Annotated in this window: 13 protein-coding genes; 10 read left to right on the forward strand and 3 right to left on the reverse strand. The window is 49.0% G+C overall.

Annotated features, from left to right (window positions below; translation table 11 throughout):
- Positions 1 to 252 precede the first annotated feature (252 nt).
- A complete protein-coding gene (gene gltA, locus ACOJUN_RS18040) occupies positions 253 to 1,536 on the reverse strand; it encodes a citrate synthase (RefSeq protein ID WP_422137092.1) in 1,284 nt (427 codons plus the stop codon).
- A 440-nt stretch (positions 1,537 to 1,976) separates the two neighbouring features.
- On the opposite strand from gltA, the gene sdhC reads away from it, so the two are divergent.
- From sdhC to ACOJUN_RS18090, 10 genes are all read left to right on the forward strand, one after another.
- Positions 1,977 to 2,351 carry a succinate dehydrogenase, cytochrome b556 subunit gene (gene sdhC / locus ACOJUN_RS18045; RefSeq protein ID WP_422133298.1) on the forward strand — a complete coding sequence of 125 codons (375 nt, stop codon included), beginning with the start codon at positions 1,977 to 1,979 and terminating at the stop codon, positions 2,349 to 2,351.
- Complete coding sequence (gene sdhD / locus ACOJUN_RS18050) at positions 2,345 to 2,713, forward strand: succinate dehydrogenase, hydrophobic membrane anchor protein (protein ID WP_422133299.1); 369 nt, start codon at positions 2,345 to 2,347, stop codon at positions 2,711 to 2,713. The genes sdhC and sdhD overlap by 7 nt, the downstream gene beginning before the upstream one ends.
- 3 nt (positions 2,714 to 2,716) lie before the next feature.
- A complete protein-coding gene (gene sdhA, locus ACOJUN_RS18055; RefSeq protein ID WP_422133300.1) occupies positions 2,717 to 4,489 on the forward strand; it encodes a succinate dehydrogenase flavoprotein subunit in 1,773 nt (590 codons plus the stop codon).
- A 15-nt stretch (positions 4,490 to 4,504) separates the two neighbouring features.
- Positions 4,505 to 5,227 (forward strand): succinate dehydrogenase iron-sulfur subunit, encoded by a 723-nt coding sequence (locus ACOJUN_RS18060; protein WP_422133301.1) that lies wholly within the window; start codon positions 4,505 to 4,507, stop codon positions 5,225 to 5,227.
- A gap of 546 nt (positions 5,228 to 5,773) precedes the next feature.
- A complete protein-coding gene (locus ACOJUN_RS18065) occupies positions 5,774 to 8,605 on the forward strand; it encodes a 2-oxoglutarate dehydrogenase E1 component (RefSeq protein WP_422137093.1) in 2,832 nt (943 codons plus the stop codon).
- A gap of 56 nt (positions 8,606 to 8,661) precedes the next feature.
- Positions 8,662 to 9,888: a 2-oxoglutarate dehydrogenase complex dihydrolipoyllysine-residue succinyltransferase gene (odhB, locus tag ACOJUN_RS18070; RefSeq protein WP_422133302.1), complete on the forward strand. Its 1,227-nt coding sequence runs from the start codon at positions 8,662 to 8,664 to the stop codon at positions 9,886 to 9,888.
- A gap of 62 nt (positions 9,889 to 9,950) precedes the next feature.
- Complete coding sequence (lpdA, locus tag ACOJUN_RS18075) at positions 9,951 to 11,390, forward strand: dihydrolipoyl dehydrogenase (protein ID WP_422133303.1); 1,440 nt, start codon at positions 9,951 to 9,953, stop codon at positions 11,388 to 11,390.
- Positions 11,391 to 11,657: 267 nt separating this feature from the next.
- The gene (gene sucC / locus ACOJUN_RS18080) at positions 11,658 to 12,824 is read left to right on the forward strand and encodes an ADP-forming succinate--CoA ligase subunit beta (RefSeq protein WP_422133304.1); all 1,167 of its coding nucleotides are present in this window, start codon (positions 11,658 to 11,660) and stop codon (positions 12,822 to 12,824) included.
- Positions 12,825 to 12,826: 2 nt separating this feature from the next.
- Positions 12,827 to 13,699 (forward strand): succinate--CoA ligase subunit alpha, encoded by an 873-nt coding sequence (sucD, locus tag ACOJUN_RS18085; protein ID WP_422133305.1) that lies wholly within the window; start codon positions 12,827 to 12,829, stop codon positions 13,697 to 13,699.
- Positions 13,700 to 13,896: 197 nt separating this feature from the next.
- Positions 13,897 to 14,787 carry a prenyltransferase gene (locus ACOJUN_RS18090; protein ID WP_422133306.1) on the forward strand — a complete coding sequence of 297 codons (891 nt, stop codon included), beginning with the start codon at positions 13,897 to 13,899 and terminating at the stop codon, positions 14,785 to 14,787.
- 233 nt (positions 14,788 to 15,020) lie between these two features.
- On the opposite strand, the gene gspD is transcribed toward ACOJUN_RS18090, so the two are convergent.
- Positions 15,021 to 17,141, reverse strand: coding sequence for a type II secretion system secretin GspD (gene gspD, locus ACOJUN_RS18095; protein WP_422133307.1), 2,121 nt, complete (start codon positions 17,139 to 17,141; stop codon positions 15,021 to 15,023).
- A gap of 34 nt (positions 17,142 to 17,175) precedes the next feature.
- Positions 17,176 to 17,823 carry a type II secretion system protein N gene (locus ACOJUN_RS18100; RefSeq protein WP_422133308.1) on the reverse strand — a complete coding sequence of 216 codons (648 nt, stop codon included), beginning with the start codon at positions 17,821 to 17,823 and terminating at the stop codon, positions 17,176 to 17,178.
- Between the last annotated feature and the right edge of the window lie 11 nt (positions 17,824 to 17,834).

The following is a 17,834-nucleotide window of genomic DNA, read 5'->3' on the forward strand; positions in this document are numbered from 1 at the left end:
TACTCGTTAATAATATCGGTTAAAAATAGACGAGGCTGATAGCTGTGAAGAATGTTTTGACCCCCGGAAGTCTGAAAGGTTGTTCTGTCGGTGTTGTAAGCAATCAGCTCGAGGCGTTGTTTTTGGCCGCTTTCGAGAAAATGCAGGTCACGTTGCGAAGATGATGAAAGTGGGCAAAAAAGTCTGAGGCAGAAGGGAGGGCTGAAAGCCAATAAGACTTCGGCTTTCAGCAGGTAACGGGTATAGCAGTGATTAGCGATCGGAAACCGGGATAAAGTCTCTGGAAGTCTCGCCGGTGTAGAGCTGACGCGGACGACCAATGCGGTATTCACCACTGATCATTTCATGCCAGTGAGCGATCCAGCCCGGAGTACGACCGGTTGCGAAGATTACTGTGAACATCTCTGTTGGAATGCCCAGGGCTTTCAGGATAATGCCGGAGTAAAAGTCTACGTTCGGGTACAGCTTTTTCTCGACGAAGTATTCGTCTTCCAGTGCTATCTTTTCCAGGCGCTTGGCGATCTTGAACAGTGGATCGTCTTCCAGGCCTAGTTCACTCAGAACTTCGTCACAGGTCTGCTTCATAACCTTGGCACGTGGGTCAAAGTTTTTGTAGACTCGATGGCCAAAGCCCATCAGGCGGAAGGGATCATTCTTGTCCTTGGCGCGATCAATGAATTCATCGATGTGTTTCTCATCACCAATTTGGTTCAGCATCACCAGCACTGCTTCGTTGGCACCACCGTGAGCCGGTCCCCAGAGAGCTGCGATACCAGCAGCAATACAGGCGAATGGGTTGGCACCACTGGAGCCTGCCAGACGAACAGTCGAAGTTGATGCGTTCTGTTCGTGATCAGCATGCAGCAGGAAGATGCGGTCCATGGCGCGTGCCAGTACAGGATTAACCTCGTACTCTTCACAGGGAGTAGCAAACATCATGTGCAGGAAATTGCCGCCGTAACCCAGGTCATTGCGCGGGTAAACGAATGGCTGGCCGATGGAGTATTTGTAGGTCATGGCTGCCAGCGTAGGCATTTTGGAAATCAGGCGATAGGCGCAGATTTCACGGTGACGTTCGTTGGTGATGTCCAGTGAATCGTGATAGAAGGCAGAGAGAGCACCTACTACACCGCACATCACGGCCATGGGGTGAGCGTCACGACGGAAACCGGAGAATAGATCCACCATTTGTTCATGTATCATGGTATGACGCATGATGGTGTCTTCAAAATGCTTCTTCTCTTTGCTGTTAGGAAGTTCGCCATAAATCAGCAGGTAGCAGGTTTCCAGGTAGTCAGAGTGCTCAGCAAGCTGCTCAATCGGGTAGCCACGGTGCAGTAGCACGCCCTTCTCACCATCTATGTAAGTGATCTTTGACTCGCAGGAAGCGGTAGATACAAAACCAGGGTCGTATGTGAACAGACCATTGGCAGTCAGGCTGCGAACATCAACAACATCTGGGCCCAGGGACCCCGTATGTACAGGAAGTTCCAGTTGTTTGCCGTCAATCGAGAGGGTTGCTTTCTTTTCAGCCATCATAGGCTCCTGTCTTGCCGTTTATTCTGTCGTTATCGTCTTCTCGGACCCATAATTATTATGCGTACAGAATAAGTTTTTTTGGTTGGGGCCCTTTACGGTTCGACCACTATAGGGCCAGAAATTTGTTTGTCAAACCTGTGTATCTGTGAAAAAGTCTGCGCAATAAGTTCAGAGGTCTATAGTAAATTTGCCTAGAGTGTTAATCAATTGTAATTGAAAACCGAACTGTTTATACTCCTCAGCCGAAGTCGTGGAGGACTTCATGAGGGGGGTGAGAAAAGAACGTTAACATGAATTAACGCGGCTTCTTAACCTGCATTCAGGGTAGCCTGTTCAGGCAAGCCTGATAAAAAGAGGGTATGAACCCGAGTGGGTCGTAGTCTCTGGATATTGTTGCTGATTCAGCTGTGCACGCCTCGGGCGTTGGGACAAAAAACGTGAATAGCAAAAGACCTGTCAATCTAGACATAACCACAATTAAACTACCTCTGCCAGCGTATACCTCGATCCTGCACAGGATTTCGGGAATATTGCTGTTTGTTGGGGTGGGTTTCCTGCTCTATGCACTGGATCTGTCGCTGTCTTCAGAGCAGTCCTTTGCCGAACTGAAAGCGCTCATGTCGGGTGGCCTGGTCAAATTTATTGTCTGGGTGTTGCTTTCCGGGCTGATCTACCACTTTGTTGCCGGTGTCAAGCATTTGTTAATGGATATCGGTATTGGTGAAGGTAAGGAGTCAGGTAAGGCTGGTGCGATCGTCACCATTGTTTTATCAGCTGTACTGATTGTGCTCGCGGGGGTGTGGTTGTGGTAACAAATATTACCAACTTGTCCCGAAGTGGACTCTACGACTGGATGCTGCAGAGGTTGTCTGCCATCATTCTGGCTGCTTACACGTTGTTTTTAGGCGGCTATGTTCTTATAAATCCTGGTCTGGATTTTCAGCAATGGAACGGACTGTTCGAGCAGACCTGGATGAAGGTATTTACCTTGCTCGCCATTCTTTCCATTGCTGCCCACGCCTGGGTGGGTATGTGGACCATTGCCACTGACTACCTGAATGCTCGTGCACTTGGGAACAAGTCTGTTCTGATTCGTTTCCCCTTCCAGCTGATCTGTTTTGTAGCAGTATTCAGTTACATTGTCTGGGGCATTCAAATTCTCTGGGGGAATTGATCTATGACAGCTCTTCGCACACTGACTTACGACGCCATCGTAATCGGCGGCGGTGGCGCTGGCATGCGCGCTGCACTGCAACTGACTCAGGCCGGTATTAAAACGGCCTGTGTGACCAAAGTGTTTCCAACTCGCTCTCATACTGTATCTGCCCAGGGTGGTATTACCTGTGCTATTGCCAGTGCAGATCCTCAGGATGACTGGCGCTGGCATATGTTCGATACCGTAAAAGGTTCGGACTATATCGGTGACCAGGATGCAATCGAGTATATGTGTTCAGTAGGTCCCCAGGCTGTGTTTGAACTGGAGCATATGGGGTTGCCTTTTTCTCGTACTGAAGAAGGGCGTATCTACCAGCGACCATTCGGTGGTCAATCCAAAGAATTCGGTAAGGGTGGTCAGGCTGCTCGAACCTGTGCGGCTGCTGACCGCACAGGGCACGCTCTTCTACATACTCTGTATCAGGCCAACCTGAAAGGTGGTACTACATTTCTGAACGAATGGTACGCCGTAGATCTGGTGAAGAATCAGAATGGTCAGGTGGCCGGTGTTATTGCGATTTGCATGGAAACAGGCGAAACCGTTTATGTTAAATCCAAAGCAACTGTTATGGCTACCGGCGGTGCTGGACGTATCTATGCTTCCACCACTAACGCCCTGATCAATACCGGTGACGGTATTGGTATGGCTCTGCGTGCTGGCTACCCAATGCAGGATATGGAAATGTGGCAGTTCCACCCAACCGGTATTCACGGTGCGGGGGTTCTGGTGACTGAGGGTTGTCGTGGTGAAGGTGGTTACCTGATCAACAGTGAAGGTGAGCGTTTTATGGAGCGTTATGCGCCCAATGCCAAAGATCTGGCTGGCCGTGACGTAGTAGCTCGCTCCATGATTCTCGAAATTCTGGAAGGACGTGGCTGTGGACCGGATAAGGACCACGTGCTGCTGAAGCTTGATCATCTAGGTGAAGAAACTCTGAATCTGCGTCTGCCAGGTATCTGTGAACTGTCCAAGACCTTCGCTCATGCTGATCCGGTTAAAGTGCCTGTTCCGGTCGTTCCAACCTGTCACTATATGATGGGTGGTATTCCTACCAATGTGGGTGGGCAGGCTCTGTTTCCGGATGCTGAAGGTAACGATAAAGTTGTAGAAGGTCTCTATGCCTGCGGTGAAGCTGCATGTGTATCTGTTCACGGTGCTAACCGTCTGGGTGGTAACTCTCTCCTGGATCTGGTCGTGTTTGGTCGTGCAGCAGGTATCCAGATCGAGAAAAATCTGAGAGAGGGTTTCGATGGTGTTGATGCTTCTGACAGTGATGTTGAAGCGGCCATGTCCCGTCTGGATCGGCTGAACAAGTCCGGTAGCGGTGAAAAGGTTGCCGACGTCCGTAAGGATTTGCAAAACACTATGCAGCTCTACTTCGGTGTATTCCGTGAAGGCGATAGTATGCAGGAAGGTCTGAAGAAGCTGAATGAGTTGGGTGAGCGTCTGAAAAATACTCACCTCGAAGACAAGAGTCAGGCATTTAATACAGCCCGCATTGAAGCTCTTGAACTCGAGAATCTCTATGAAGTAGCTTATGCTACTGCGGTTTCTGCCGAAGAGCGTAAGGAGTCTCGTGGTGCTCACGCCCGGAACGACTTTACCGAGCGTGATGATGAAAACTGGTTGGCACATTCCGTGTATTTTCCGGCTGAAAAACGGGTCGGCAAGCGTCAGGTCAACTTTGCTCCTAAAACCATGGACGCTTTTCCACCGAAAGCCAGAACCTACTGAGGAGGAGGCAGGAATATGTTGGGTAGTTCATTAAGTGTCAGTGTCTATCGCTACAATCCGGAGACTGACTCCAAACCTTACATGAAAGACATTGAGGTGGATATTCCTGAAGGCAAAGACCTGATGGTGCTCGATGTCTTAAACCTGATCAAGGAAAAAGACGAAACCTTAGTGTATCGTCGCTCCTGTCGTGAAGGTGTTTGCGGTTCCGATGGTATGAGCATTAATGGTACTAATGGTCTGGCTTGCGTAACATCTTTGTCGGAAGCCATGGGTAGCAAGAAGAAGTTGATTTTGCGTCCCTTGCCTGGACTGCCGGTCATCCGTGACTTGATCGTGGACATGAGTCTTTTCTATAAGCAGTACGAAAAGATCAAGCCCTTCTTGATCAATGAAGAGCCTGCACCGGCCATAGAGCGTCTGCAGAGTCCTGAAGATCGTGAGAAGCTGGATGGCCTGTATGAGTGTATTCTCTGTGCATGCTGCTCCACAGCCTGTCCATCTTTCTGGTGGAATCCCGACAAGTTTGTTGGTCCATCCGGCCTGCTGCAGGCCTATCGTTTTCTGGCTGACAGCCGTGATACTGCGACTCAGGAACGACTCGCGGAACTGGATGATCCGTTCAGCGTTTTCCGTTGCCGTGGTATCATGAACTGTGTGGCTGTGTGTCCAAAAGGCCTGAATCCAACCAAGGCAATTGGTCATATTAAACAGATGCTGTTTGATAGTGCATCCTGATCGGTCACTCTAAAAGGCGGCCTTAAGCGATTAAGCAGACAACAGGGGGGCTCTTTTATTGCTGCACAAGAGACTCCCTAGAAGAGGAAGTTGTCGGAGAACTCGATTTTAGATCAATTTGAGGGTGGTCCGATTACATGAAATGTGCGAATGTTATGTGAGCGTACGTTTTTTCTATCAGCAGTATCTACACTGGTTTTCAAAACTAATTTTCAACATAAAGGGTCTGAGGCTGACGCCAGAATTCTGGAGGAGCTGACGATCCAAAGAGAATTTCTGGCTATGGTCCCACTGTCGCACGAATTAAGTGGAACTGTAGTTTATTCTAAGCCTGACTGACTACTGACTCTCCAAACCAATGAAGGGCAGGTCAGGCAGGTTTTATCAGCGGGACGGCCGGTCAATCACCGGTCTATCTGTGGAGTTTGAATAAGCGGGGGAGGCGAAAGCCCCGGTTTTCAGCGCTCTGCCTGTCAGGACAACAGACAGGCAGACCACAGTGCGACTCTCATGATTAGACAGCCCTTCATTCACGGGGTAGTGATGATGCAAGAAGGTGTGATGCAGCAAATGTGGGATACCTCACATATATCCGGGGGGAATGCTGCATACGTCGAAGAACTTTACGAACAATTCCTTCGCGATCCGAATTCGGTCTCTGAGGAGTGGCGTGATTATTTTGAAAAACTTCCTCAGGTCAATGGTGGTGGTCCGGATGTACCTCACTCCACCATCCAGGAAAATTTTGTCCTGATGGCGCGTCAGCGTCAGAGCACCCGCCCAATCCAAGCCGGCACCATTTCCAGCGATCATGAGCGCAAGCAGATTCAGGTGTTGCGTTTGATCAGTGCCTTCCGAATCCGCGGGCATCAGCAGGCCAGAATAGACCCATTGGGTTGTATGCAGCGTGAACAGTTTCCCGATCTGAGCCTTGAGTATCACGGGCTGAGCGAAGCAGATCTGGATACTGAATTTCAGACCAGTACCATTTTTATCGGTAAAGAGCGGGCAACGCTGCGCGAGATTATCGACTCTCTCATGGCCACCTACTGCGGCTCCATTGGTGTTGAATACATGCACATTGTCAACACTGAAGAACGTCGCTGGTTCCAAAGCCGCATGGAAAGTGTTCGAGGTCGTCCGGATTTGGGCCTTGAAGGTCGGCAGCATCTGCTGGAACGCCTGACTGCGGCGGAAGGTCTGGAAAAATACCTGGGAACCAAGTACCCGGGCACCAAACGTTTTGGTTTGGAAGGAGGGGAATCATTGATTCCCATGCTGGACGAAATTATCCAGCGCTCCGGTTCTTACGGCGCCAAGGAAATCGTGATCGGCATGGCTCACCGTGGTCGACTCAACGTATTGGTTAATATTCTCGGAAAGAACCCTTCTGAACTGTTTGACGAGTTCGAGGGTAAGAAAATGGCCGATACCGGCTCTGGTGACGTGAAGTATCACCAGGGCTTTTCCTCCAACGTCATGACACCGGGTGGTGAAGTTCACCTGGCACTGGCATTCAACCCTTCTCATCTGGAAATAGTGTCCCCTGTAGTAGAGGGCTCTGTGCGTGCTCGTCAGGATCGTCGTAACGATTCTGCCCGTGGTCAGGTTATACCGATTGCCATTCACGGTGATGCCGCATTTGCTGGTCAGGGGGTAGTCATGGAAACCCTGCAGATGTCCCAGACCCGTGCTTATAAGACCGGTGGTACTCTGCATATTATCGTCAACAACCAGGTGGGTTTTACAACCAGTAAACAGGAAGATGCCCGTTCTACAGAGTACTGTACGGATGTAGCCAAGATTGTCGGTGCTCCTATCCTTCATGTGAATGGTGATGATCCTGAAGCCGTCCACTTTGCGACCAAAATGGCGCTGGATTACCGAATGGAATTCAAGCGCGATGTTGTTATTGATATGGTCTGCTACCGTCGCCGTGGTCACAATGAAGCAGATGAACCTTCCGGTACACAGCCTCTGATGTACCAGATTATCAAGAGTCACAAGACGACCCGTGATCTCTATGCAGAGAGACTGATGGAAGCAGGCGTCATGGATGCAGAGAAGGACAAGGCGCTGGTAGACAGCTACCGTAATGCATTGGACAACGGCGGTCATGTTGTTAAGTCGCTGGTAAAAGAACCCAACAAAGAACTGTTTGTTGATTGGACTCCTCACCTAGGACATGAATGGACTGCGCGTCACGATACCCGCGTAGCCCTGGCTACTCTGCAGGGCCTGGGGCAGAAACTGTGCAAGGTGCCTGAAGGTTTTGTTGTTCAGCGTCAGGTCAGCAAGATTATTGATGATCGACTGAAAATGGCTGCGGGAGCACAATCCATCAACTGGGGTGCCGCTGAAACATTGGCATACGGTACCCTGATTATGGAAGGTCATCCGGTACGCATTACCGGTCAGGATGTTGGTCGAGGCACTTTCTCTCACCGTCATGCGGTGCTGCACAATCAGAAAGACGGTTCTACCTATGTACCACTGGCCAATATTTCCGAAAAACAGCCTGACTTCCAGATCTGGGACTCTTTGCTCTCGGAAGAGGCTGTGCTGGCTTTCGAATATGGTTATGCGACTACGACACCGGGCGCACTGGTTATCTGGGAAGCCCAGTTTGGTGACTTTGCTAACGGCTGTCAGGTAGTTATTGACCAGTTTATTACCAGTGGTGAGCACAAGTGGGGGCGTCTCTGTGGCCTGACCATGCTGTTGCCTCACGGTTATGAAGGTCAGGGCCCGGAGCACTCTTCAGCGCGTCTTGAGCGTTATCTGCAACTGTGTGCAGAGCACAATATCCAGGTGTGTGTGCCAACCACTCCGGCTCAGGTGTTTCACATGCTGCGTCGTCAGGTGTTGCGTCCGCTGCGAAAGCCATTAATCGCTTTTACTCCCAAGAGCCTGCTTAGGCACAAGCTGGCAGTTTCCACGTTGGAAGAGCTGGCTGAAGGCAGCTTCCAGACCATCATTCCAGAGGTTGATGTGCATGAAGCAGCGGAAATTACCCGTCTTGTCATGTGCAGCGGTAAGGTCTATTACGATCTGCTTGAGTATAAGCGTGCAAATGAACTGAAAAATTCAGCCATCATTCGTATCGAGCAGCTGTATCCTTTTCCTCAGGATGACCTTGATGAGGTGATTGCGCACTATCCAAACCTGAAGGATGTTGTCTGGTGCCAGGAAGAGCCGATGAACCAGGGCGCCTGGTATTGCAGCCAGCATCATATGCGCCGTGCTCTCGATAATCACTCTAACAACCTGCGTCTGGCCTATTCAGGTCGTGATGCTTCAGCGGCACCAGCATGTGGTTATATGTCCAAGCATGTAGAAGAGCAAGAAAAGCTGGTAGAAGACGCTTTTAACGTTTAATTGATGATGCCCCGGTTGCTCCGGGGCGATCGGTCGCAACCCCGAAAGGATCCATAATGGCCACTGAAATAAAAGCACCAACGTTTCCGGAATCTGTCGCTGACGGTGTGGTTGCCACTTGGCACAAGAAGCCCGGAGAAGCTTGCTCTCGTGATGAGCTGCTGGTCGATATAGAGACCGATAAGGTAGTACTGGAAGTTGTTGCTCCAGCGGATGGCGTGCTGAAAGAGATTCTCAAGAATGAAGACGAGACGGTCCTGAGCGAAGAGGTTATTGCCGTTTTTGAAGCCGGTGCAGCATCCACAGCCTCCGTTCCAGCAGCTGAATCAGCGTCGGCAACCAGTGAAGTGTCACCTAGTACGGAAGAGCCAGTATTGAGCCCCGCTGCTCGTAAGATCGCTAATGAAAAAGGTATTGACCCAACGACTATTTCTGGCACTGGCAGGGGCGGTCGTGTCACCAAGGAAGATGTCGTTCGTCATGCAGAGCAGCGGCCAGCTCAGGTAGCAGCTGCTCCTGCTCCAACAGTCCATGCTTCTTCTGCACCTGTGGTAGAAGCTACAACTCCGGTATTTGCTGGCGAGCGCACGGAAAAACGTGTACCAATGACACGTCTGCGTGCTAGAGTTGCCCAGCGTCTGGTAGAAGCACAGCAGACAGCCGCCATGCTGACCACCTTCAATGAGGTCAATATGAAGCCGGTTATGGAACTGAGAGCCCGTTATAAAGATCAGTTCGAGAAGCGGCACGGTGTTCGTCTCGGGTTCATGTCCTTCTTTGTCAAAGCCTGTGCTGAAGCCCTGCGTCGTTATCCTGCAGTTAATGCCTCCATTGATGGTAATGATATCGTTTACCACGGCTATCAGGATATTGGCGTTGCTGTCTCCAGCGATCGTGGTCTGGTAGTACCTATTCTGCGTAACGCTGAAAACATGAGCCTCGCCGACGTTGAGGCCAAAATCCGTGAATACGGTAAAAAAGCCCAGGGTGGCAAACTGGATATTGAGGACATGACCGGTGGAACCTTTACTATTTCCAACGGCGGTGTGTTTGGTTCGCTCTTGTCTACACCGATTCTGAATCCACCTCAGTCCGCTATTCTGGGTATGCACAAAATTCAGGAGCGCCCCATGGCCGTCAACGGTCAGGTGGAGATTCTGCCCATGATGAATCTGGCTTTGTCCTATGACCACAGGTTGCTGGATGGCAAGGAAGCAGTCACTTTCCTCGTTACCATCAAGGAGCTGTTGGAAGATCCAGCCAGAATCCTGTTGGAATTGTAAGTTTTCATGGGTTATGCGGCGGCTCACAAGGCCGCCATTCTCATTTTCTTGGAATAGAAGATATGGCGAATCAGTTTGACGTTGTTGTCATCGGAGCAGGTCCTGCAGGTTACGTTTGTGCAATTCGTGCAGCGCAGCTGGGCCTTAAGACTGCTTGTATTGAAAAGTGGACTGATGACAAAGGAAAAACAGCTCTGGGCGGAACCTGTCTGAACGTAGGTTGCATTCCCTCCAAGGCGCTGCTGGACAGTTCTCACAAATTTGTTGAAGCTCAAAAAGACTTCAAGCTGCACGGTATCAATCACTCTGGTGTGGAAATGGACGTGCCGCAAATGATCGCCCGCAAGAGCAAGATCGTTAAAACCCTCACTACCGGCGTCGGTGGTCTGTTTAAAGCAAATGGTGTAACTCTGCTGGAAGGTGCTGGTAAAGTTCTGGCGAACAAGCAGGTTGAGCTGACCAAGGCTGATGGCACTGTTGAAGTTTATGAAGCGGGTAATGTTGTTATTGCTACTGGCTCCCGTCCGGTAGAAATTCCCCCTGCACCGACTGATGGTGATTTGATTGTTGATTCCACCGGAGCCCTTGAATTCCAGGAAATACCCAAACGTCTGGGGGTCATTGGTGCTGGTGTTATCGGCCTCGAGCTGGGTAGCGTTTGGGGTCGTCTTGGCTCTGAAGTCATTGTTCTGGAAGCCATGGATCGTTTCCTGGCAGCTGCCGACGAGCAGATCTCCAAAGAATCCATGAAAATCTTCAAGAAGCAAGGACTGGATATCTGCTTGGGTGCCCGTGTCACTGGATCTGAAATCAAGGATAAAGAAGTACACGTTACCTATGCGGATTCTGATGGCAATGAACAGGTTGTTGTATTCGACAAACTGATTGTTGCTGTAGGCCGTCGTCCATACACAGAGAGCCTGCTGGCTGCAGATTGTGGTGTGAACCTGGATGAGCGTGGCTTTATTTTTGTTGATGATCACTGTGCTACTGACGTGCCCGGTGTATACGCTGTTGGTGATGTAGTTCGTGGTCCAATGTTGGCGCACAAGGGCAGTGAAGAAGGCATCATGGTTGCTGAAATCATCGCTGGCCAGAAAGGTCATGTGAACTATGATTTGATTCCTTCTGTGATCTATACCCATCCTGAAATTGCATGGGTAGGCAAGACCGAGCAGGAACTGAAAGCCGAAGGTGTTGATTACAAATTAGGTACTTTCCCATTTGTTGCCAGTGGTCGTGCTCTGGCTGCTAACGATACGGAAGGAATGGTTAAGGTTATTGCTGACAAGGTAACTGACCGTGTCTTGGGTGTGCACGTAGTAGGCCCAAGCGCTGCTGAACTGGTTCAGCAGGCAGTTATTGCCATGGAGTTTGCGGCCAGCACTGAAGACCTGGCTCTGACTATATTCTCTCACCCAACATTGAGTGAAGCTTTGCACGAAGCAGTTCTGGCTGTAGACGGTCATGCGATTCATATTCCTAATCGTAAACGTCGCTAGCTGAGCTTACGGGAATCATTTACTGATGTGTGTAAGACCTACTTGTATCAGTAAGCTTTCTCAATGGATAAACTGATTCGAAGAAGTGTCAGAGGGAATCTTAGCCTGTAGGACTTGAGACAATTTCATATCGAAAGTACAAGTTAGACAGGCGTCAGGACCCAAAGTTTAATTTCGATGCCTGAAGAGTTGGGGTCGAAACAAAGAAACCTTTTTATCCACGGATGTGGATAGGAATTTGATTAAAACAACAATGGTATTGTCAGTATGAATCTCCATGAATATCAGGGTAAGCAGCTATTTGCTGAGTATGGCCTGCCGGTATCCAAGGGTATTGCCTGCGATACACCGGAAGAAGCAGCTGCAGCCGCAGACCAAATTGGCGGAAATCAGTGGGTTGTTAAAGCACAGGTTCATGCAGGTGGACGCGGTAAGGCTGGGGGCGTAAAGCTGGTCAGCTCCAAGGACCAAATTCGTGAATTTGCCGAGAAGTGGCTGGGTAAGAATCTGGTCACTTACCAGACAGACGAAAATGGTCAGCCAGTTAGCAAGATTCTGGTAGAAAGTTGCACAGACATCGCTCAGGAACTTTACCTGGGTGCTGTTGTAGACCGTTCTACCCGCCGGATCGTTTTTATGGCCTCCACCGAAGGTGGCGTTGAAATCGAGAAGGTGGCAGAAGAAACGCCAGAAAAGATTCTGAAGGCAACTATTGACCCTCTGGTCGGTGCTCAGCCCTATCAGGGCCGTGAACTGGCTTTCAAACTGGGTCTGAACGCTACACAGGTTAAGCAGTTTACCAAGATCTTCCTGGGTCTGGCGAAACTGTTCCAGGATCTGGATTTGGCTCTGCTGGAAATCAATCCATTGGTTATCACTGAAGCTGGCGATCTGCACTGCCTGGATGCCAAGCTGAACATTGATAGCAACGCTCTTTACCGTCAGCCTCGTCTGAAGACCATGCACGATCCTTCTCAGGAAGACGCACGCGAAGCCCACGCGGCTCAGTGGGAACTCAACTACGTAGCCCTGGATGGTAACATCGGCTGCATGGTAAACGGCGCTGGTCTGGCTATGGGTACCATGGACATCGTTAAGCTGTCCGGTGGTGCTCCCGCAAACTTCCTGGACGTGGGCGGCGGTGCTACCAAAGAACGTGTCAGTGAAGCTTTCAAGATTATTCTGTCTGACGATAGTGTTAAAGCGGTACTGGTTAACATCTTCGGCGGCATCGTTCGCTGTGACCTGATTGCTGACGGCATCATCGGTGCAGTGAAAGAAGTCGGTGTTGAAGTACCTGTTGTTGTGCGTCTGGAAGGCAACAACGCTGAGCTTGGTGCTCAGAAACTGGCTGAAAGTGGACTCGATATTATCGCTGCAAGCAGTCTCTCCGACGCTGCAGACCAGGTAGTAAAAGCAGCGGAGGGTAAATAAGAATGAGTGTCCTGATTAATAAAGAGACCAAGGTGATCTGCCAGGGCTTTACTGGCTCTCAGGGAACTTTCCACTCCGAACAGGCGATTGCTTACGGTACTCGTATGGTTGGTGGTGTTACTCCGGGCAAGGGGGGTCAGGAACATCTGGGTCTACCTGTATTCAACACGGTTGCCGAGGCAGTCGCTACAACCGGCGCTGATGCTACTGTAATTTACGTGCCTGCCGCTTTTTGTAAGGATTCTATCCTCGAAGCTGCCAATGCCGGTATAAAGTTGATTGTCTGCATTACCGAAGGTATTCCAACTCTGGATATGTTGGACTGCAAGGTCCGCTGCGACGAGCTGGGTGTTACTCTGATTGGTCCCAACTGCCCGGGTGTTATCACTCCGGGCGAGTGTAAGATCGGCATTATGCCTGGCCACATTCATAAACCAGGCAAAGTTGGAATTGTTTCCCGTTCCGGGACCCTGACTTATGAAGCGGTTAAGCAGACCACTGATTTTGGTTTTGGTCAGTCCACCTGTGTTGGTATCGGTGGTGACCCGATTCCTGGCTCCAACTTCATCGACATCCTGAAGCTGTTTCAAGAAGATCCACAGACTGAAGCGATCGTTATGATCGGCGAAATCGGTGGTACAGCTGAAGAAGAGGCGGCTGCTTACATCAAAGAAAACGTAACCAAGCCAGTTGTTTCCTATATTGCCGGTGTTACTGCACCTCCGGGTAAGCGCATGGGTCATGCGGGTGCAATTATTTCTGGTGGTAAAGGGACTGCTGACGAGAAGTTTGCTGCACTGGAAGAAGCCGGTGTAAAAACCGTTCGCTCTCTGGCAGAAATCGGTCAGGCTCTGAAAGAGAAAACAGGCTGGTAAGAGTCCGATCTGATCAGTTTTGACTCATTATACGGCTCATCTCAGAGGAGATGGGTCGATTTTTTATTGAGTTCCTGAGTGGCTAATCTCTCTCCTGTTTACCTAATTGCTATCCGGGTTTCGGAATATCGCTATAGGCTTAAGACGCTTAATGGCACATAGTCCCGTATTTATCTCCATCCTCAGGGAATCCTCTAGTGGATACACCGAATCTCAATCCTGATAAATACCGTTTTGCGAGGGCGCTTAGGCCTTTTTCCTTCTCTGTTGCACTGATCACTTGCGGATTAGGGGTCGCCGTAGCTTTCTCAAAGGGAGAGGGAGATATTGCCAGAGCCGTGGCTGTAATGATTGCGGGTATTTTATTACAGGCAGCCAGTAATCTGGCCAATGATCATGCTGACTTACATTTCTGGAACAGCAAGACAGGCCAATTGGCAGAGCAGGTGATTCAGCAGATTCGCAGGAACTTTGCTTTTGCCGGTCTTTTTGCTCTGGTAGCAACTGTCATAGGACTCTGGCTTGTCTGGAAAACGGGCTGGCCTTTGTTTCTAATGGGGCTTTTCGGTGTAACTGCTGGTTACTTCTATACAGGAGAGCCTATCGTCTATAAACATCTCGGTTTGGGAGTTCCAGCCGTTTTTATTCTGACTGGGGTACTGATGGTAAGCGGGTCTTACTATGCGGTTTCTGGTGTCTGGAATAATAAGCTACTTTGGGTTTCTATACCCGTGAGTCTTTTAACAGCTGCTCTACTGGTGTCGAATGAAATCCGAGATTATCTGGAAGATCAGTCTTCCAACATCAGAACCCTGACTGTCAGAATAGGGTTTGATACAAGTAAGAAACTATACGCTATATTGTTGCTGTCGGTATACCCGATCAGCTATTACCTCTACCTGAACAACTTGCTGATAAAACCTGTTTACCTGATATTTTCGTTATTACTCATCTTGCAGCCGATTAAATTGTTAAGATGTTCGCTGGGTGATTACGAGCTAAACAAATTGCCGCCTTTGTCTGGACGTTTTTTTCTGGTGTTCGGTATCTGCTTCATATTGAGTGTGTTTAGACCTTCTTGGGAATGAACGTCTGATGAAGGGCTCTTTGTTAAAAAAAATCAGAATGGTGAATTAATTTAGTTTCGACGGATAGATTTCAATATAGACGACTTTTTTCTTTTTTATTGTCAGTTTTGTGAAAATTATAAGTCAAAAGTTTGCAAATAATTTTAAGGCAGTAAGCCTTTTATGAAAAACAGAAAAAGCCAGACTTCATAATCTGGCTTTTTCTAACTGGAAACTATTACTTGAATCCAGTATCAGTCACTACTTTGCCAGGCTTTTTTATCTTTCTTGCGCAGATCAAAGGCTTCTGGTTCGAACAGTGTAGATGGCTCTTCCGGTAGCATGTCAGGTGCCTTTTTGTTGTGCTGAATCACTTTCAACTTGGTGTAACGATCTTTGGTGGCTTTGGCCAGTGTTTCAGAGTTTCTCATGATGGTCGGTCTTATAAACAACATGAGATTTCGCTTCTGGTTCTTATCCTGTTCGAAGCGGAACAGGTTTCCGATGATAGGGATATCACCCAGAAGCGGGACTTTCTTCTTGGTCTGACTCTTGACGTTTTCAATCAGGCCACCAATGACAATGGTCTGGCCATCATCTACCAGAACGGTGGTTTTCAGAGTTCTGTTATTGAAGATCAGGTCATCATTCTTTAAAAGGGATTCTGAAGTACGAGTGTCCAGAGAAGAAACCTCCTGCTCCAGCTCTAGCCTGATGCCGTTACCTTCACTGAGGTGAGGGGTGATCTTTAGCTTAATGCCGACATCCTTCCGGTCAGTCGTAGTGAACGGGTTGTTGCTACCACCACCGGCTGAGGTTTGATAAGAGCCTGTCTTGATAGGAATATTCTGACCTACAAGGAATTCAGCTTCCTGGTTGTCCAGCGTCAGCATACTGGGTGTAGATAGAATGTCGTTGTTAGACTTTGAACTCAAGGCAGATACCAGCACACCAAAATTATCCGCTCTCAAAGCCAGAGAGCCCAGGGTGATTGCCGCGTTATCGAGAATGTGTCCTGTTATGCTGCTCTTGCTGCCGACAACGGTTTTGGTTGATTTACCAGAAGGGTCTGTCTCGGTTGAGCCGCGAATGGTTTCCTTGCCATCAATACCCCACTGGACACCCAGAGCATCATCTATACCGCCAGAGACTTCTACGATGACGGCTTCCAAAAGTACCTGTGATCTTGGTACATCAAGCTGCCGAACGATATGCTCCATCTCTGCCAGAGTGTCCGGATCAGCAATCATGATGAGGGCGTTCTGGGATTCGTCGGCTTTAACGAACACGTTCGGTGCTGCTCCGGAACCCCTGCTTTTTCCGGAAGGCTGACCTTTGGTCTGAACCTTGGGAACAGAGGGGTGCGGTGGAACAGGCTGTTGTGATGAAGCCGAAGAATTGGATTTCTTTTCCTGACTCTCCTGAATCGTGGTAGATGCTTCTGCAAGGATTTCTGAAATATTCTTGGCATCGCCATAGCTGAGGAAGATCACCTTGGTAGTGGACTTGCGAATACCTTCCTTGTCCAGCGTTTCTACCAGTTTCCTGACTCTCTGGCGCTTACTGGAGTTACCTTTGATGACCAGTCGGTTGCTGCGCTCATCAGCAATGACTTGCAGTCCGCTTGGCATTTGCCCCTTGGCAGCTATCAGTGTGTCCTGAATGATTTTGGAAACATCACCCACCCAGGCATGCTTCAACTGAAGCACTTCGTAATCATTATTACCTGTCTTGTCCAGCTCCCTCACCAGCTTGGTGATTCGCTCAACGTTGTCTGCAAGGTCACTGACTATAACAGCGTTACTGGATGCGGAAGCGGCTGCGTGCCCATACTGGGCGATCAGAGGGCGAATAATGGGTATCAGTTCAATAGCCGATACACTGTGAAGTTCCAGAACCCGTGTGGTCATGACAGCATTACGTGGCTTCTGATTTCCACTGGGAGAGCTGGTTTTTGCTGTAGTACTGGGCACTATATTGATGATATTGCCCTTGGGTATTACGGCGTAGCCATTAGCTGACAGTACTTCGAGGAAAACATCGTAAACTTCGTCGCTGCTCAACGGTTTGGAAGAAATAACCGTTACAGTGTTACCCCCCTTGATTCTGGGGTCTATGACAAAGGTCTCACCAGTGATCTTGGCGATTTGGCCAATGAATTCACGAATGTCAGCGTTCTGATGATTCAGAGTCCACTTTTTGTCCTTGGCCGTTTCAGCCTTGAGGGCTTTTGTGGGAGGGGGTGCAGCCAGATTGACTACAGCAGTTTCAGCAGAAGGGGCCGCTGATACATTGCTCTGAAGGCTAAGGGCAAGCAATGCAGCAAACAGAGGTCTGAAGGCCATGCATACAAATGGACAGTCTTTAGTTTTCATCACTTAACCATATGAAAAAGTTTTAATTCTTGTATCAAATCCCTTGATTAGCCTGCTGAAGTTTATCTCTCAACTCCTGCATGCGCTGTTCAAGTGATTTTCCATCCGGCTCCTGAGTGAAGCCGGGGCGTTCTGTATTCTTATCCGTAGTGTCTGAGGGGCTCTTGAATTCCTGCAAAGCCCTGTCATCTTTACCTGCATCCGGAAAATAAAGGATTTCAAGCTGGCCATTGCGACTTAAAACCACATGATCTGAATGCACTTCCCTGAGTATGGCACCACCGGGCAGTCTGTCTTCGATGCCATAAAGCTTGTCCTGATTGTTGCCTTGGATAATAGCACTTGAATACTTATTCTTCTGATCACGTTCTCCAAGAGTACCTCTGAGTACCAGATTTAACTTTGTTTTAGGAATATCGGCGGACTGTTTCGCGACTTCAGGCTGATGATTGGCACCAAAGAGTAATTCGAAGTCTTTAGGAGTAAGAATTTTTTCTTTTGGTTGATTTTGGTACACTTGTTCATAATTATCAAAAGCATCTTCCTTCGCCAGTGATTCATAAAAGAAAAATGACTGAGCGCCTAATGAAACAATCATGGTGATCGCCAGAAGGCAGGTCAGTGCTATGCAATTTTTTCGATGGCCCCATTTTAAGTAGGTGGCTATGACCTCTGAATTCATACTGTTCTCTA

It is taken from the genome of Endozoicomonas sp. ALD040 (genome assembly GCF_049275945.1).
Classification (GTDB): Bacteria; Pseudomonadota; Gammaproteobacteria; order Pseudomonadales; family Endozoicomonadaceae; genus Endozoicomonas_A.

What these genes read in the sequence shown, in the direction of transcription:
- gltA (WP_422137092.1), bottom strand. Translation starts at nt 1,536, where the DNA reads ATGGCTGAAAAGAAAGCAACCCTCTCGATTGACGGCAAACAACTGGAA.
- sdhA (WP_422133300.1), top strand. Translation starts at nt 2,717, where the DNA reads ATGACAGCTCTTCGCACACTGACTTACGACGCCATCGTAATCGGCGGC.
- ACOJUN_RS18060 (WP_422133301.1), top strand. Translation starts at nt 4,505, where the DNA reads ATGTTGGGTAGTTCATTAAGTGTCAGTGTCTATCGCTACAATCCGGAG.
- ACOJUN_RS18065 (WP_422137093.1), top strand. Translation starts at nt 5,774, where the DNA reads ATGCAAGAAGGTGTGATGCAGCAAATGTGGGATACCTCACATATATCC.
- odhB (WP_422133302.1), top strand. Translation starts at nt 8,662, where the DNA reads ATGGCCACTGAAATAAAAGCACCAACGTTTCCGGAATCTGTCGCTGAC.
- lpdA (WP_422133303.1), top strand. Translation starts at nt 9,951, where the DNA reads ATGGCGAATCAGTTTGACGTTGTTGTCATCGGAGCAGGTCCTGCAGGT.
- sucC (WP_422133304.1), top strand. Translation starts at nt 11,658, where the DNA reads ATGAATCTCCATGAATATCAGGGTAAGCAGCTATTTGCTGAGTATGGC.
- sucD (WP_422133305.1), top strand. Translation starts at nt 12,827, where the DNA reads ATGAGTGTCCTGATTAATAAAGAGACCAAGGTGATCTGCCAGGGCTTT.
- gspD (WP_422133307.1), bottom strand. Translation starts at nt 17,141, where the DNA reads ATGAAAACTAAAGACTGTCCATTTGTATGCATGGCCTTCAGACCTCTG.
- ACOJUN_RS18100 (WP_422133308.1), bottom strand. Translation starts at nt 17,823, where the DNA reads ATGAATTCAGAGGTCATAGCCACCTACTTAAAATGGGGCCATCGAAAA.